Origin of the sequence: Bradyrhizobium sp. CCBAU 51753 (genome assembly GCF_015291565.1) — a bacterium.
Lineage (GTDB): Bacteria > Pseudomonadota > Alphaproteobacteria > Rhizobiales > Xanthobacteraceae > Bradyrhizobium > Bradyrhizobium ivorense.
Genome location: NZ_CP030037.1, coordinates 6,642,008 through 6,655,423, shown reverse-complemented (window position 1 = coordinate 6,655,423; position 13,416 = coordinate 6,642,008). Strand labels below are relative to the sequence as shown.

Sequence of the window (13,416 nt, the reverse complement as noted above, 5' to 3'; positions counted from 1 at the left end):
CGCGGAATAAACCGTCACCGGCCGAACATGGCAGCCATTCCTTCGCCGAACCTTGGCACCAAAGTCGCCTTCTCAAGCCGGGCTCGCTCCTCTATCTTGCCGGCCAGTCGAACGGAGGACGTCATGAACAAACTGCTTGGCAAGCTGGCCGGAACGCTGCTGGCGCTCGCAATGTCCACGGGCCTTGCCGCAGCGCAAACCAAGATCACGGTCGCGGTCGGCGGCGGCGCCTGCCTGTGCTATTTGCCGACGGTGCTGGCCAAGCAGCTCGGCGAGTATGACAAGGCCGGGCTCGCGGTCGAGCTGGTCGATCTCAAGGGCGGCTCGGATGCGTTGAAAGCCGTGCTCGGCGGCAGCGCCGACGTCGTCTCCGGCTATTTCGACCACTGCGTCAATCTCGCGGCCAAGAAGCAGGAACTGCAGTCCTTCGTGGTCTATGACCGCTATCCCGGCCTGGTGCTGGTGGTCTCGCCGAAGCACACAAGCGAGATCAACTCGATCAAGGACCTCGCCGGCAAGAAGGTCGGCGTCAGCGCGCCGGGCTCCTCGACCGATTTCTTCCTGAAGTATCTGTTGAAGAAGAACGGCGTCGATCCGATGAACACCGCCGTAATCGGCGTCGGCCTCGGCGCCACCGCGGTCGCCGCGATGGAGCAGGGCCAGATCGATGCGGCCGTGATGCTCGATCCGTCCGTCACCGTGCTGCAGGGCAGCTACAAGGACCTCAAGATCCTCAGCGACACCCGCACCCAGCACGATACGCTCGAAGTGTTCGGCGGCGAATATCCTGGCGGCGCGCTCTATTCGACCACAGCCTGGATCAACGGCCACGAGAAGGAAGTGCAGGCGCTGACGAACGCCATCATGGCGACGCTCAACTGGATCCATTCGCACTCGGCCGAGGAGATCATGGCCAAGATGCCGGACGAGCTCGTCGGCAAGAACAGGGATCTCTATCTCGCCGCGCTGAAGAACACGATCCCGATGTATTCGCAGACCGGCAAGATGGACCCGAAGGGGGCGGAAGCCGTGCTCGCGGTGTTCAGCACCGGCTCGCCCGACGTCGCCAAGGCCGGCATCGACGTGACCAAGACCTACACCAACAAGTATGTCGATCAGGTCAAGAAGACGACCGGAAACGCGAAGTAGCCAAGCACGATGAGTGGCACGCAGGCTCCGGTCATTCATCGCGTCAGTGCGCTTGATCTGGCGTTGCAGCGGCGGCCGTGGCCGTTCGCGGACCAGCGGCGCGCCGACATCGATGCGCATTTCGAAGCCGAGCAGCGCGCCAAGCCGAGCCTGTGGAACGGCCGCGTGCTGCTCGGCCGCGATCCGGTGTTTTCGGACGGGCGGCTCAGCGCCAGCTATTTCGAGACCGACTTTGCGAGTTTCCTCGCCTGGCGCGATTGGGGCTTTCCCGACCGGGAGATCTTCAACGGCTTCGGCATGGGCGCGCTGCTCGCCGACGACGGCGCCTTCGTGCTCGGCGAGATGGGCGAGCACACCTCCAATCCCGGCCGGATCTATTTTCCTTCCGGCACGCCCGATCTCGACGACATCAGCGGCGAGACCGTCGATATCGCCGGGAGCGTGCTGCGGGAACTGGAGGAGGAGACGGGGTTGACGCCGGCGGATTGCCGCGCCGACGCCGACTGGCATTGCATCTACACCGGGCCCGCGCTCGCGATGATGCGGATCCTGCGCGTCGGCATGTCCGGCGAGGCCTTGCGTGAGCGGATCGAGGCCAACCTCGCGCAGCAGGACGATCCCGAGCTCGCCGCGATCCATTTGGTGCGCAGCCGCGCCGACCTCACCGCCGCTATGCCGCGTTTCGTCACCGCCTTCATCGAGGCGCAGCTGCCGGCGTAGGCGTGCGCTCGTGGCGGCCCGCCTCTGACGATGAAGCTACGCCGGTAGTTTAACTCCGGTCAGCTTGGCCAACTTGTCGATGAGCGCGTCCTGAAAACTCGGATCGGTCGCCTCATTGGCCGGCTCCTGCTGCCGGAGATGATGCCAGTAGCGGCCGCTGACCAGCGCGGCGGGATCGTCGCTCACCGCCAGCCAGGTTTGCGTCTTCTGACCCGTTTCGATATCGACCGGGGCGCCCGCGCCGCCCATCTTCGTGCGCGCCCAGCCGGGATCGACCGCATTGCTGAGGACCCGCGGCCAGCGTCGCGCCAGCACGGACGCCAACGCGACGATGTGCAGCTTGCTCTCGGCGTAGGCCTTGGCCGAATCCCAGGACCTTTTCGTCCAGTCGAGATCATCCAGCGAGCCTTCGCCGCCGCGGTGCAGCCCGCTGCTGAGATAGACCAACCTGGCGGGGCGCTCGATCAGTGCCGTCAGCATGTACGGCGCAATGGTATTGATCGCCAACGTGACGGCATGACCTTCCGGCGTTGAGCCGCGGCTGCGCTGCGTGTAGACGCCGGCATTATGGATGACCGCATCCATGCGCCCGATCGCGTTCACTTGATCAGCGATGCCTTTCGTCTCGGCGCCGCTCTGCAGGTCGCCGACCACAACTCCCTCGGAGCGCGAGGCCAACTCTCCGAGCGCAGCGGCGCGATCCGCCGAACGTGCGTGCAGCACCACCCGGTGCCCCTGATCGAGGAGCGACTGCGCCGCCGCCCGGCCGAGACCGTCCGTGCTGCCGGTGATGAATACGATCGCCATGCGCTGCTCCTCCGGATGTTTCGGAACGCACTCTACAGCGCCCGCGCATCACTTCCGATACTGCTCGTCGCTCACTTTCTCCAGCCAATCCACGTTCTTGCCGCCGGAGGATTCCTGGACCGCAATGTGAGTCATCGCCGTCGTCGGCGAAGCGCCATGCCAGTGCTTCAATCCGGGAGGAAACCAGACGACGTCGCCGGGGCGGACTTCCTCGACCGGACCGCCTTCCCGCTGCACCCAGCCGAGTCCTGCCGTAATGATCAGCGTCTGCCCGAGTGGATGCGTGTGCCAGGCGGTCCGGGCGCCGGGCTCGAACGTGACTTGACCGGCGCCGGCACGCGCCGGATCCTGCGGCTGAAATAGCGGGTCGATGCGAACGGTCCCGCTGAACCAATCTTGTGAGCCCTTCTGGGAAGGCCGAGACCCGTTTCTCTTGATGTCCATTTCCATGCGAAAACCTTTCGAACTGTCAGTCGTCTGCGCCGACGACCGGCCGACATCTGTCAGGGCGGCGGCGCAGCCGCCGATGAGCATGCCTCTGCGGGTGATCATCGCCTTGCTCCGCTCAGCGAGGATCGTAGCCGGGCTGCTTGAAGATGGTCTCGGGCTTGTCGACGATGTCCGGCTCGTAGACGCGGCTCGCCCAGTCCTTCGGCTCCACGTCTTCTATGCCGACTGATACGGACTCTCCGCCGGAGCCGAGCGTGCTCATCACCGCTTTGGTAATCGCCTGAGCGAGCGCCTGCTTCTGTTGATCTGATCGTCCCGGGTAAAGCTTGACGACGACGTGCGGCATGACGCTTTCCTTCCGCCTTCCTTCAATGCGCGCGCTTTTCGACGACGTCCTTGACGACCGGCGCCGCGGAGAATGCGTTGGGCCAGCCGGCGTAGAAGGCGAGATGGCCGAGCACCTCGCCGGCTTCCTCGCGCGTGAGCCCGTTGTCCATCGCGCGGTTCAGGTGATAAGTGATCTGGGCGACCTGGCCCGTCGCGATGAGAGCGCTCACGGTGACCAGGCTGCGATCACGCGGAGCCAGCGCCGGCCTGAGCCAGAGATCCCGGAACAGCACATCGGTCGTGTACTGGACGAGGCTCGGCGTGACCTGCCCGAACTGCTCTCCGACCCGCGTCGCCCGCTGCTTCTCCGCCGCCTCGTCGAGCGGAGGCTGGGGCCCGGAGGCCGGTGGAAGCTGATCGGCTCCGATGTTGCGGCTCGCAAACGCGTCCCGCGCCGCCGGGATCGCATCCATCGCATTCGCCCAGCCGGTGTAGAAGGCGAGATGCGTGATGATCTCCGAAATCTCCGACGGCTTCACGCCGTTGTCGAGCGCGAGGCCCAGATAGTATGGCAGTTCGACGGTCTGATCGCGGGCGATCAGCGCGGCGACGGTGACGATGCTCCTGTCGCGCGCCGATAATCCCGGCCGCTTCCAGAGATCGCCGAGCAGGACGTCTTTGCCATACTTTTCGAGGGCGGGCACGGTGGCGCGAATGTCTTCCATCGTTGGCATGACCTTGTTTCCTTCCATTCTGGTCGCTGCCGTCTGGGCAGAGGCCTGTAGCGCCAGGCAGAGCGAAAGGGCGATTGCTGCAACGACTCTCATTGGAAACGCCTTGCTATGATCTTCAGTGCGCGGTGAAGCCGCCATCGACCGGCAGGCCAACGCCGATCACGAAACTTGCGGCGGGACTACATAGCCACAAGACGGCGGCCGCGACCTCCTCGGCCCGGCCGAGGCGGCCGATCGGCTGCTGCTTCATGATTTCGGCCATCGCGGCGGCCTGGCCTTTGAGCATGTCGGCGACCATCGGCGTGTCGATGGTGCCGGGGCAGACCGCGTTGATGCGGATGCCGCGGGGGGCATATTCCACACCCGCGCTCTTGGTCATTCCAAGCACGGCGTGTTTGGTGCCGTGATAGGCCGCGCGTTGCGGGAGGCCGACGAGACCGCCCAACGAAGAGCAATTGACGATCGCGCCGCTCCCTTGATCGCGCATCACGCGCAGCTGATGCTTCATGCAGGCCCAGACGCCCCGCTGGTTTACCGCTGCGACGCGCTCGAAATGCTCAATCGGTTCCTCGGCGGCGTCCGATGGCGGCACCTGGATGCCGGCGTTGTTGAACGCCATGTCGAGCCGTCCGTACTCTGCGACCGCGCGGTCGACCATCGCTGCCACCTGCGCCTCGTCGGCGACGTCGCAGGCGAGGCCAATGGCCGTGCCGCCGTCCCGGACGATCCGCTCGGCCTCCGTCGCGGCGAGATCGCCGTCGAGGTCGGCCAGAACGACGGAGGCGCCGCTTTCGGCGAACATCCGTGCCGTCGCCAGTCCCATGCCCCTGGCGGCACCGGTGACCAGGGCCACCTGTCCTTTGAAGTCATAGATCGGGTTCATCCAACTCCTCGCTTCATGTTGCAGGATCATTCGATCCGTTCGGTCGTCACGCGTGCTGCGGATCGATGGCTGATCAGAACCTAGGTCTTCCGCGCCCGCGCGATTAGGTGATAGATTGTGAATGCAGTCATTAGTCAGGCTTATGAATGAATCGGGACAACGCCAGCGATCTCATCGCCTTCCTCGCGGTCGCGCGGGAGCGCAGCTTCACGCGCGCCGCGGCGAAGCTCGGCATGACGCAGTCCGCGCTCAGCCAGATCGTGCGGAATCTGGAGGAGCGGCTCGGGGTTCGATTGCTGAACCGGACGACGCGCAGCGTCACACCAACCCAGGCCGGAGAACGGCTGTTCCTGAGCGTCGGCCCCAAGTTCGCGGAGATGGATGCCGATCTCGCTGCACTCAGCGAGCTGCGCGAGAAGCCCGCCGGAACCGTCCGGCTGACGGCGACGGAGTTCGCCGCCGCCGAGATCCTGCTGCCGGCACTCGGGAAGATCCTGCCCAAGTACCCCGACATCCATGTCGAGGTGATCATCGATTACGGGCTCACCAATATCGTGGCGCAGCAGGTCGATGCCGGCATCCGCCCCGGCGAGCTCGTCGCGAAGGACATGATCGCCGTGCGCATCAGCCCCGATCTCAGAATGGCCGTCGTCGGGTCGCCGTCCTACTTCGCCGACCGCAAGCGGCCGAAGACGCCTCAGGATCTAACCCAGCACAACTGCCTCAACCTTCGACTGCCGACCCATGGCGGCCGTCTCTATGCATGGGAGTTCGAGAAGAATGCGCGGGAGCTCAACGTTCGGGTGGAGGGACAGCTCGTGTTCAACAGCGCCGGCCTTCTTCTGGACGGGGCGCTGAAAGGCTTGGGCCTGGCCTACCTCACCGAGGGACACGTGCGGCCGTACGTCTCGGAAGGCCGGCTCATTCGCGTGCTGGCCGATTGGTGTCCGCCGTTTTCGGGCTATCACCTCTACTATCCGAGCCGTCGGCAAGCCTCACCGGCCTTCACGCTGCTGGTCGAGGCTCTGAGATACCGCGGCAAGTAGGACAACATGACCGCGTGGCCCTCAGGGGTCATGCTAGCTTCACCTCGAAGGCCAAGGAAATGCGCAATGACCGAGCAAGCCGCCACCGCCGATACCCCCAAAACCATCAAGGTCATCATCTCCGGCGGCTTCGCTGCGGTCTACCGCGAGGTGCTGCCTGAATTCGAGCGAAGCACCGGCATCGCGGTGGAGACCGGATCCGGCGCGTCGGAGGGCACCGGTCCGAAAACCATCAGGCACCAGCTTGCCAACGGAACCAAGGCGGATGTGGTGATCCTGTCACGCGAGGGACTGCAAAAACTGATCGAAGACGGACGGATTCGTGCGGGATCGGAAGCAGGGCTGGCGACGGCGGCTTTGGCCGCGGCGGTGCGGGCAGGCTGTCCCAAGCCTGATATCGGCGACGCAATCGCGCTCAGACAAGCCTTGATCGACGCAGGCCAGGTGGTGGCGCCGAGCAGCACGAGTGGGCAGTATTTTCGCGACGAGATTGTCCCAAGGCTGAACTTGCCCGACACGGTGACGCTCAGCTTCGAGGCGCGTGGAACCGAGGCGGTTGAAGCGCTGAGAGCAGGCAAGGCAAATCTCTCGATTGGGCCGACCAGCGAGCTGGTGCAGGAGAGTGGCATCGAGGTCGTTGGCCTGCTGCCGCCAAACTTCCAGCTCGTCCAAACCTTCACAGCCGCGGTTGTCAGCGACTCCAGGGCGCCTGAGGCAGCCAGGCGCCTGATCGACTTCCTCTCCGCCGACACCGACCTCATGCGCGCGGCAATCAAGCGAGCGGGGATGGAGCGGCCGCGCGGATAAACTGCGTCGCATCTGCGACCATCTGATGAAGCTTTGATCAGCCCTGCGCCGCGCGGACGCAGCCATGACGCTTGACATCATCGACGGCTCCCCCTGTGATAAGGCGGCACGACAAACAATAAAATGCAGTGCACAATCTCTGGGGAGGGATTTCATGCCGGTCATGAAGGCTGCCCGCTGGCTTGCGGGTCTGTCCGTCGCGGTTGCAGCGCTCGGCGCGACTGACACCGCGCAGGCGCAGGACAAGAAGATCAAGATCGGCGTGATCTTCGACCTCACCGGCCCGCTCGCCGGCGGTGGCTCCGAGCTGCAATATACCGGCGTCAAGATCATGCTCGACCATTACGCCAAGACCGGCGTCGAGGGTTACAAGGTCGAGGCGGTCTATGCCGACGCCCAGAGCAAGCCGGACATCGCGATCAACGAGTCGGTCCGTCTGCTCGAGCAGGAGAAGGTCGACCTGGTGATGGGCTTCTTCTCCTCGGCGCAGTGCGTGCCGGTCGCAGCCCGCGTCGAGCAGCTGAAGAAGTTCATGTGGATGACCACCTGCATCTCCTCGTCGGTGTTCGACGGCAAGAACTACAAATACGTGTTCCGCCCGCAGGCCAGCGGCGACCAATTCGGCCAGATGACGATGGATTTCATCGCCAACCAGGCGCAAGCCAAGTTCGGCAAGGAGCCGAAGGATCTGCGCGTCGCCATCATCCACGAGGACGGCGCCTATGGCGTCGACGTCGCCAAGGGCAACGAGGCCGGCGCCAAGAAGGCCGGCTTCAACATCGTGCTGAAGGAGGGCTATTCGGCGACCGCGCCGGACCTGTCGGCACTGGTAACCAAGCTGAAGCGCGCCCGGCCCGACGTGATCTTCCACACCGGCTACAATCCGGACATCACACTTATGTTCCGCCAGGCGCGCGAGCAGGGGCTGAAGTTCGGCGCCATCGTCGGTCACGGCGCCGGCTACGGCGTCTATGAAAAGCTGAAGGAAGGGCTTGGCGGCGACGCCAACTATCTCTTTAACACCGACCCGATCTCGATCTGGCTCGCCAACCAGAAGAACATGGATCCGAAGCTGCCGGCGGTCATCAAGATGGTCGGCGAAGAGTTCGACAAGCTCAAGCCCGGCGTGCCGATCCGCTCCGCCCATGTCGGCATCGGCGCGTCGAATGCCTTTGTGTTCATGGACGACGTGCTGCCGCGCGCGATCAAGAAGTATGGCGGCGTCGATCCGGACGCGCTGCGCAAGGCCGCGCTCGACACCGACATTCCCGAAGGCGGCACCATGCTCGGCTTCGGCGTCAAATTCTACGGCGAGGGCGAGCAGTTCGCCGGCCAGAATTCGCGCTCGTTCCCGGTGGTGCTGCAATATATCGACGACAAATCCTATGTGGTGTGGCCGAAGAGCCAGATGCAGCGCGAGACCGTGCTGCCGCTGCCGGCCGGCACCACCTACAGCTACAAGTAAGCAGCGTATAATGAGATCAGGTCGAACAGCAGCCGCGAAGAAACTGCGCTCCCTCTCCCGCTTGCGGGGGAGGGCTGGGGTGGGGGCTCTTTCCACGAGTCACATCGTGGAAAGAGCCCCCACCCGCATCGCATCTTTGATGCGATGCGACCTCCCCCGCAAGCGGGAGAGGTGCAGCCAGTCTGCGGCCAGGCTGATTCGGCCTAGTTTCATCCCGCTCTAGCGTTTCGGAAAGGATCGCCGTGCTCGCCGTCGAAGGCCTGGTCAAGCGGTTTGGCGGCTTCCGCGCCGTCAACAATGTCTCGTTCCGCGTCGAGCAGGGCGAGATCCTCGGCCTGATCGGTCCGAACGGCTCGGGCAAGAGCACGATCTTCAACATGCTCTCCGGCACGCTGCCGCCCACGTCAGGCTCGATCATGTTCGACGGCCGCGAGATCGCGGGGCTCGCGCCGCACCGGATCATCAATGGCGGCATCGGCCGCACCTTCCAGATTCCGCGGCCGTTCCATCGCCTCAGCATCTTCGACAACGTCTCGCTGGCCGGCTTCTACGGCCAGGGCCGCCACAGCCGCGCCAAGGCCGAAGAGGCCGCCGAGCGCGCGCTGGCGATGGTCGGCCTGCCGACCGATCGCGACGCCAGCGTCGAGGGCCTCGGCGCCGCCGGGCTGAAGAAGCTCGAGCTCGCCAAGGCGCTCGCCACCGGGCCAAAACTGTTGCTCGCCGACGAAAGCCTCGGCGGGCTCGACGAGCACGAGATGGACCAGGCCGCCGACATGCTGCGCCGGATCCGCGACGAGCTCGGCATCACCATCATCTGGGTCGAGCACATCATGGGCGTCTTGATGCGGGTGGTCGATCGCGTGATGGTGCTCGATCACGGCGAGAAGATCGCGGAAGGTCTGCCGGCCGATGTCGCCGGCGACCGCCGCGTCATCGAGGTCTATCTCGGGACCGATGCGGACGCGTCATTGGCGGCGGCCGCCGCGGCGCAGGCGCGCCGCCGGATCGGGGCCTGACGCATGCTGGAACTAAAATCGATCGATGCAGGTTACGGCAGTTTTCAGGCGCTGTTCGACGTCAGCCTCGACGTCAAGGCGGGCGAGGCGGTCGGCGTGATCGGCCCGAACGGCGCCGGCAAGACCACCCTGATGCGCCTGATCTCCGGCCTGATCCGCCCGCTCAAGGGCCGCATCGCGATGGAGGGCACCGACGTCGGTGCGACGCCGCCGCACCGCATCGTCAGCCTCGGCATCGCCCATGTGCCGGAGAACCGCCGGCTGTTTCCGCGGCTGACCGTATCAGACAATCTGAAGATGGGCGCCTACATGCAAGGCGCGCGCGCCAAATATGCCGAGCGGCTCGAGTTCGTGTTCGACCTGTTCCCGCGCATGAAGGAACGCCGCAACCAGATGGCCGGCACCATGTCCGGCGGCGAGCAGCAGATGTGCGCGATCGGCCGCGCGCTGATGTCGAATCCAAAATTGCTGTTGCTCGACGAGCCCTCGGCGGGGCTGGCGCCGGTCGTGGTGCAGCAGGTGTTCGAGCTGGTGAAGCGCATCCGCGCCAGCGGGCTCACCGTCTTGATCGTCGAGCAGAACGTGCAGCAGGTGCTGCGCGTGGTAGACCGCGCCTATCTCTTGGAAGCCGGCAGCATCCGCGCCGCCGGCACCGCCGCCGAGCTCGCCGCCAGCGACACCATCAAGCAGGCATATTTGGGGGTGTAGGGCATCATGAAAGCGGGCGCGCTCACACACAGTTCCGTCATCCTGAGGTGCGAGCCTAGCGGCGCGCCAGCGCCACTAGGCGAGCCTCGAAGGATGAATCGGCCACAGACAGGCCGTGCATCCTTCGAGGCGCGCAAGAGCGCGCACCTCAGGATGACGGTTCCGCTTATTCAGCTAGACGACGACGTCGCGATCTAAGGCAATGTGACAGCATGCAATCCTTCCTCGACGTCTTCGACATCTACCTGCTGGAGGCCGTGATCAACGGCATCCTGCTCGGCGGCGTGCTGGCGCTCTTGGCGCTCGGGCTCAACCTGATCTTCGGCGTCATCGACGTCACCTGGATCTGCTACGCCGAGCTCGTGATGATCGGCATGTACGGCATGTATTACCTCGTGCAGGTCTTCCATCTGCCGTACTGGGCCGCCGCGCCGCTCGTCATCCTGCTGGTGGCGCTGCTCGGCGCCGCGCTGCACTACCTCGTGATCGCGCCGCTGCTCACCGCGCCGCCGATTAACCAGCTGCTCGCCACCGGCGGCGTGCTGTTCATCCTGCAAAGCTTTGCCACCGTCGCCTTCGGCATCGATTTCCGCAATCTCGGCATCCGCATGCCGGTGCTGGCGCTCGGCGAGATGAACTTCTCCTACGCACGGCTGCTGTCGTTCGCGGCTGCGTTGCTCGGCATGATCGGCGTCTACCTGTTCCTGACCCGCACCTTCACCGGCACCGCGATCCGCGCCATCGCGCAGGACCGCCAGATCATGCCGCTGATGGGCGTCGATGCGAAACGGATCTACCTCGTCACCTCGGCGATCGGCGGCGGGCTCGCCGGCCTTGCCGCGTGCCTGCTGGTGCTGCAATACGACGTGCACCCCTTCGTCGGCCTGTCGTTCGGGCCGATTACCTTCCTGATCTGCGTGCTCGGCGGCCTCGGCAATTTCATCGGCGGCTTCATCGCCGCCTTCGTGTTCGCCGAGATCATCTCGCTCGGCGGCCTGTTCTCCGATCTGGAATGGGGCTACGTGCTGGCGTTCGCCTTCTTCATCATCATGATGTTCATCCGGCCCGCGGGCCTTTTGGCGAGGCGCTCGTGAACAGGCAACTGGCCGGCTGGATCATCGCGCTGATCGTGCTCGTCGCGGTGCCGTTCGTGCACCGCGATCCCTATCATCTGCACATCATGGTGCTGATCCTGATCTGGTCGTTCGCCTATACGTCGTGGTCGATCATGGGCCGCTTTGGCCTGGTCTCGCTCGGCCATGGCGGCTTCATGGGCATCGGCGCCTATGTCACCGCGCTGCTCTGGAATCACCTCGGCATCACGCCGTGGATCGGCATTCCGCTGAGCATGGTGACCGCGGGCGTGCTGGCGCTGATCGTCGCCTATCCCTGCTTCCGCTTCCGCATCACCGGCCATTACTTCGTGCTGGTGACCCTGGCGCTGTCGGGCATCGTGCTGCAGGTGATCACTGCGACGCGCGACTACACCGGCGGCTCGCTCGGCTACACGCCGCAGCGTGCACCGAGCGGCAGGGGCCTGATCGCGCTGCAGTTCGACGACAAGGCGACCTGGTACCTGATCGCGCTCGCGGTCTGGGTGGTCGGCCTCGTGGTCTGGCGCGCCATCGACCGCAGCATGAGCCGCCACGCCATGGAGGCGATCTCGGAGGATGAGGACGCCGCGGCCGCGGCCGGCGTCAACGTTACCGCCGAAAAGCTCAAGATCACGCTGATCTCAGCGCTGATGACGGCGCTATCAGGCGCGCTGTATTGCCAGTACCAGATGTTCATCTCGCCCGACACGGTCAGCGGCATCGCGGTCTCGCTGCAGATGGTGTTCGCGGCGATCGTCGGCGGCGTCTATGTCGCGCTCGGGCCGACGGTCGGCGCCGTCATCACCATCCTGCTCGCGGAGGTGCTGCGCATCTCGTTCGGCACCAAGGCGGTCGGCTGGGACAACCTCGTCTATGGTGTGCTGCTGGTGTTGTTCATCATCTTCCTGCCTAAGGGCATTCTTGGTAGCGTGATCGACCTGGTCAAATCGCCACGCAAGCAGCCGAGAGATCATGAGCAACAAACCGTCCCCATCGCTCGCCGATGAACTGAAGCCTTATGTCGCGCCGTTCCGCTATGACGGCGCGGGCGAATTCCACCTCAAATCGTTCCCGACCGCCGAGAAGGGCGGCATCGACAAGGACGCCGGCAGCAGGATCATCGAGGCCAACCGCAAGCGATTGTCCGATTTCCAGGAAAAGCTCTACGCCCAGGACCGCTGGTCGCTGCTGCTGATCTTTCAGGGCATGGATGCCGCCGGCAAGGACAGTGCGATCAAGAGCGTGTTCGAGGGCGTCAATCCGCAGGGCTGCGAGGTGTGGTCCTTCAAGCAGCCGTCGACCCGCGAGCTCGATCACGACTTCATGTGGCGCGCGATGATCGCGCTGCCGGAGCGCGGCCGCATCGGCATCTTCAACCGCTCCTATTACGAGGAGTGCCTGGTGGTGCGCGTGCATCCCGAGGTGCTCGCCAAGCAGAAGATGCCGAAGAAGCTGGTGACCAAGAACATCTGGCGCGAACGCTTCGAGGACATCTCCGCAATCGAGCGCTACCTCGCCCGCAACGGCACGGTGATCCTGAAATTCTTCCTCCACGTCTCCAAGGAGGAGCAGCGTCAGCGCTTCCTCGATCGCCTCGATGAGCCCGCGAAAAACTGGAAGTTCTCGATGGCCGACATCGCCGAGCGGAAGTTGTGGGCGAAGTACCAGGCCGCCTACCAGGACATGATTCACCACACGTCGACGAAAGAGGCGCCCTGGCACATCGTCCCTGCCGACCACAAATGGTTCGCCCGCGTCGTGATCGGCTCGACCATCGTCAACGCGCTCGACAGGTTCGACCTGAGATTCCCCGAAGTCGACAAGGCGGACTTGAGCGAGTTCAAGCGCGTCCGCGACGCGCTGCTGGCGGAAGGGAAGGGCGAGGCGGAGGGGAAGAAGACGGCGGCCAAGAAAAAGTAGCAAGCGATCAGTCCGTCGCGACGGACATGTAAGGTGAGCACGCTGTTCGGGCTCCCTCCCCCCTTGCGGGGGAGGGCTGGGGAGAGGGGTGGCCCGGGGCGAGATGATCGATGCAGCGCTGCGCTCGCAATCTCGCGGCTACTGCTCGTCGCGACGCACGATCGAGCGACCACCCGTGTGGTACCCCTCTCCCTAACCCTCCCCCGCAAGGGCAGGGGAATCGCATATGAGTAAAACGCGGCTTGCGGATCGCCGTTTGAGAGATTCTGTTGTGGCTTTCTCTTTGTGGA

General features: G+C 64.6%; 15 protein-coding genes. 10 read left to right on the top strand and 5 right to left on the bottom strand.

What is annotated here, in order from left to right; genetic code table 11:
* The first annotated feature begins 123 nt into the window (after nucleotides 1-123).
* Together XH93_RS30500 and XH93_RS30495 are read left to right on the top strand one after the other, a co-directional pair.
* Complete coding sequence (locus XH93_RS30500; RefSeq protein ID WP_194470302.1) at nucleotides 124-1,149, top strand: ABC transporter substrate-binding protein; 1,026 nt, start codon at nucleotides 124-126, stop codon at nucleotides 1,147-1,149.
* A gap of 9 nt (nucleotides 1,150-1,158) precedes the next feature.
* Nucleotides 1,159-1,869, top strand: a complete 711-nt coding sequence (locus XH93_RS30495; protein ID WP_194470301.1) for an NUDIX hydrolase — start codon at nucleotides 1,159-1,161, stop codon at nucleotides 1,867-1,869.
* Between the two features lie 36 nt (nucleotides 1,870-1,905).
* Here the strand turns inward: XH93_RS30495 and XH93_RS30490 are convergent, their stop codons facing one another.
* From XH93_RS30490 to XH93_RS30470, 5 genes are all read right to left on the bottom strand, one after another.
* Nucleotides 1,906-2,676, bottom strand: a complete 771-nt coding sequence (locus XH93_RS30490) for an SDR family NAD(P)-dependent oxidoreductase (RefSeq protein ID WP_194470300.1) — start codon at nucleotides 2,674-2,676, stop codon at nucleotides 1,906-1,908.
* A gap of 48 nt (nucleotides 2,677-2,724) precedes the next feature.
* Entirely contained in the window at nucleotides 2,725-3,120 is a 396-nt protein-coding gene (locus XH93_RS30485; RefSeq protein ID WP_210340522.1) for a cupin domain-containing protein, read from the bottom strand.
* Between the two features lie 121 nt (nucleotides 3,121-3,241).
* Nucleotides 3,242-3,472 (bottom strand): tautomerase family protein, encoded by a 231-nt coding sequence (locus XH93_RS30480; RefSeq protein WP_194470299.1) that lies wholly within the window; start codon nucleotides 3,470-3,472, stop codon nucleotides 3,242-3,244.
* A 22-nt stretch (nucleotides 3,473-3,494) separates the two neighbouring features.
* Nucleotides 3,495-4,280 carry a carboxymuconolactone decarboxylase family protein gene (locus XH93_RS30475; protein ID WP_194470298.1) on the bottom strand — a complete coding sequence of 262 codons (786 nt, stop codon included), beginning with the start codon at nucleotides 4,278-4,280 and terminating at the stop codon, nucleotides 3,495-3,497.
* A gap of 22 nt (nucleotides 4,281-4,302) precedes the next feature.
* The gene (locus XH93_RS30470; RefSeq protein WP_194470297.1) at nucleotides 4,303-5,070 is read right to left on the bottom strand and encodes an SDR family NAD(P)-dependent oxidoreductase; all 768 of its coding nucleotides are present in this window, start codon (nucleotides 5,068-5,070) and stop codon (nucleotides 4,303-4,305) included.
* Nucleotides 5,071-5,216: 146 nt separating this feature from the next.
* Here XH93_RS30470 and XH93_RS30465 point away from each other — a divergent pair, with 146 nt between their 5' ends.
* The 8 genes from XH93_RS30465 (at nucleotide 5,217) to XH93_RS30430 (ending at nucleotide 13,126) form a co-directional block, all read left to right on the top strand.
* A complete protein-coding gene (locus XH93_RS30465) occupies nucleotides 5,217-6,116 on the top strand; it encodes a LysR family transcriptional regulator (protein ID WP_194470296.1) in 900 nt (299 codons plus the stop codon).
* 66 nt (nucleotides 6,117-6,182) lie between these two features.
* The gene (locus tag XH93_RS30460; protein WP_194470295.1) at nucleotides 6,183-6,923 is read left to right on the top strand and encodes a substrate-binding domain-containing protein; all 741 of its coding nucleotides are present in this window, start codon (nucleotides 6,183-6,185) and stop codon (nucleotides 6,921-6,923) included.
* Between the two features lie 154 nt (nucleotides 6,924-7,077).
* Nucleotides 7,078-8,388, top strand: coding sequence for an ABC transporter substrate-binding protein (locus tag XH93_RS30455; protein ID WP_194470294.1), 1,311 nt, complete (start codon nucleotides 7,078-7,080; stop codon nucleotides 8,386-8,388).
* Nucleotides 8,389-8,630: 242 nt separating this feature from the next.
* The gene (locus XH93_RS30450) at nucleotides 8,631-9,404 is read left to right on the top strand and encodes an ABC transporter ATP-binding protein (protein ID WP_194470293.1); all 774 of its coding nucleotides are present in this window, start codon (nucleotides 8,631-8,633) and stop codon (nucleotides 9,402-9,404) included.
* A gap of 3 nt (nucleotides 9,405-9,407) precedes the next feature.
* On the top strand, nucleotides 9,408-10,112 hold the full coding sequence (locus tag XH93_RS30445; RefSeq protein WP_139863043.1) for an ABC transporter ATP-binding protein: 705 nt from the start codon (nucleotides 9,408-9,410) through the stop codon (nucleotides 10,110-10,112).
* 212 nt (nucleotides 10,113-10,324) lie between these two features.
* Nucleotides 10,325-11,206 (top strand): branched-chain amino acid ABC transporter permease, encoded by an 882-nt coding sequence (locus XH93_RS30440; protein WP_194470292.1) that lies wholly within the window; start codon nucleotides 10,325-10,327, stop codon nucleotides 11,204-11,206.
* The gene (locus XH93_RS30435) at nucleotides 11,203-12,213 is read left to right on the top strand and encodes a branched-chain amino acid ABC transporter permease (protein ID WP_194470291.1); all 1,011 of its coding nucleotides are present in this window, start codon (nucleotides 11,203-11,205) and stop codon (nucleotides 12,211-12,213) included. The genes XH93_RS30440 and XH93_RS30435 overlap by 4 nt, the downstream gene beginning before the upstream one ends.
* Nucleotides 12,179-13,126 (top strand): polyphosphate kinase 2 family protein, encoded by a 948-nt coding sequence (locus XH93_RS30430; protein ID WP_194470290.1) that lies wholly within the window; start codon nucleotides 12,179-12,181, stop codon nucleotides 13,124-13,126. Before XH93_RS30435 ends, XH93_RS30430 begins: the two co-directional genes overlap by 35 nt.
* The last annotated feature ends 290 nt before the right edge of the window (nucleotides 13,127-13,416 follow it).

Excerpts from the sequence above, each read along its gene's own strand:
- XH93_RS30480 (WP_194470299.1), bottom strand. The coding sequence starts at position 3,472 with ATGCCGCACGTCGTCGTCAAGCTTTACCCGGGACGATCAGATCAACAG.
- XH93_RS30475 (WP_194470298.1), bottom strand. The coding sequence starts at position 4,280 with ATGAGAGTCGTTGCAGCAATCGCCCTTTCGCTCTGCCTGGCGCTACAG.
- XH93_RS30440 (WP_194470292.1), top strand. The coding sequence starts at position 10,325 with ATGCAATCCTTCCTCGACGTCTTCGACATCTACCTGCTGGAGGCCGTG.
- XH93_RS30495 (WP_194470301.1), top strand. The coding sequence starts at position 1,159 with ATGAGTGGCACGCAGGCTCCGGTCATTCATCGCGTCAGTGCGCTTGAT.
- XH93_RS30430 (WP_194470290.1), top strand. The coding sequence starts at position 12,179 with ATGAGCAACAAACCGTCCCCATCGCTCGCCGATGAACTGAAGCCTTAT.
- XH93_RS30445 (WP_139863043.1), top strand. The coding sequence starts at position 9,408 with ATGCTGGAACTAAAATCGATCGATGCAGGTTACGGCAGTTTTCAGGCG.
- XH93_RS30470 (WP_194470297.1), bottom strand. The coding sequence starts at position 5,070 with ATGAACCCGATCTATGACTTCAAAGGACAGGTGGCCCTGGTCACCGGT.
- XH93_RS30490 (WP_194470300.1), bottom strand. The coding sequence starts at position 2,676 with ATGGCGATCGTATTCATCACCGGCAGCACGGACGGTCTCGGCCGGGCG.
- XH93_RS30460 (WP_194470295.1), top strand. The coding sequence starts at position 6,183 with ATGACCGAGCAAGCCGCCACCGCCGATACCCCCAAAACCATCAAGGTC.
- XH93_RS30500 (WP_194470302.1), top strand. The coding sequence starts at position 124 with ATGAACAAACTGCTTGGCAAGCTGGCCGGAACGCTGCTGGCGCTCGCA.
- XH93_RS30485 (WP_210340522.1), bottom strand. The coding sequence starts at position 3,120 with ATGGACATCAAGAGAAACGGGTCTCGGCCTTCCCAGAAGGGCTCACAA.
- XH93_RS30465 (WP_194470296.1), top strand. The coding sequence starts at position 5,217 with ATGAATCGGGACAACGCCAGCGATCTCATCGCCTTCCTCGCGGTCGCG.
- XH93_RS30455 (WP_194470294.1), top strand. The coding sequence starts at position 7,078 with ATGCCGGTCATGAAGGCTGCCCGCTGGCTTGCGGGTCTGTCCGTCGCG.